The organism is Nocardia brevicatena NBRC 12119 (assembly GCF_000308495.1).
GTDB lineage: Bacteria > Actinomycetota > Actinomycetes > Mycobacteriales > Mycobacteriaceae > Nocardia > Nocardia brevicatena.
Map to the genome: position 1 here is coordinate 1 of NZ_BAFU01000188.1, position 1,338 is coordinate 1,338.

The 1,338-nt window shown below is 69.4% G+C and carries 1 protein-coding gene; it reads right to left on the reverse strand.

What is annotated here, in order from left to right; all coding sequences use genetic code 11:
- The coding region (locus tag ON20_RS25910) for an IS110 family RNA-guided transposase (protein WP_051163327.1) at positions 1-1,094 on the reverse strand (1,094 nt) is incomplete at its 3' end.
- Positions 1,095-1,338 lie beyond the last annotated feature (244 nt).

Here is a 1,338-nt window from a genome sequence, read left to right on the forward strand (position 1 = left end):
ATGGCGTGTGGGTGGCGTTGGCCGCGGGCGCGGGCGGCGGTGTAGCGTTGCTCGGCCCAGGTGCCGGCTCGGCGGCTGTTGTCGATCCAGAAGACCAGGGCTTGTCGGGCTCGGCGGTTGGTGGCGTGCCGGAACGTGACAGTGTGTTGTTTGCCCGAGGCGCGGGTGACCGGTGCCAGGCCGGTCTCGGCGGCGAGCTGGTCGAAGCTGGTGGCGCGTTCCAGGATCGGGCCGACCTCGCCGATGATCTGGGCCAGGTTCAGTGTGCCGATGCGTGGCAGGTCGGCCAGCAACCGGGCGTAGGGGTGCGCGGCGACGGCGTCGGTGATCACGGCGTCGAGGGTGTCGATACCGGCCCGGATCGATCGCACGAGCGCGACCTGGGCGCGGATCAGCTGCGCGATGACCGGCTCGCTCAGGCGGCTGGCCGCCGCCGGTGCGGTGCGCAGCCGGGCCAGCAGCTCGGCGCCGGTGCGGCGGCCGCTGTAGCCGCGTCGGCGGCAGAACGTCTCGAGCTTGGCCGCGGTGAGTCCGGCGGCGGACTGCGGGGATGGGTAGCGGTCCAGGAAGTCCAGTGCGATCACCGAGTGCAGTTGGGCGAATACGGTTTTCCCGCCGGGCCAGTGTTCGTCGAGCAGCGCGGCGAGTTGGTTGACTGCGGCGATGCGCATCTCGAGGTGGTCGCTGCGCTGGCGGGTCAGTGCTTGCAGTTCGAGAGTCTCGGGCAGTGTCGGGGTCAGCACCGGCAGTCGGTGTCCGTCGGTGCGGGCGTAGTCGGCGAGTTTGTATCCATCGCCGGGATCGTTCTTGGCGCGGGCGGCGCCCCAGCGAGGGCGGGCGGCGTGAAAGGCGTTGGGGTGCACCGGGATCACCGGGTGTCCTGCGGCCAGCAGCCGGTCCACGATCAGTCCGCGGGTGGTCTCGATCGCTACGGGCAGCTCGGCGGGATCGCCGTGTCGGGCCAGTCGCTCGAGTGCGGTGGTGATGCCGTCTTCGGTGTGCCGGATCGGGAACCGGTCCAGTTTGCCGCCGGCGTCGTCGATCACACTCACGTCGTGGATGGCGGTGGCCCAGTCCCAGCCGGCGATTATCACAGGCGTACTCCTTCGAGATCGATGAGATGCCTCGTCGGAAGCGAGGACCGCGGCCGGAAGCTCACTAATCGGCCCTCGAGCGGGCGTGTTCCTGATGCCGGTCTGCGGCCCTCGGCCCGGTGGGGCCGGCAATACTCATGTTGGCCATCGAGTGGCACGCGAACCAGGCCATGCACCCACCGGAACCGAGAGACAACAACCCTAACTCTTCGGGCTGCAGGAAGGATGGTGCCCTAGTGAGCGA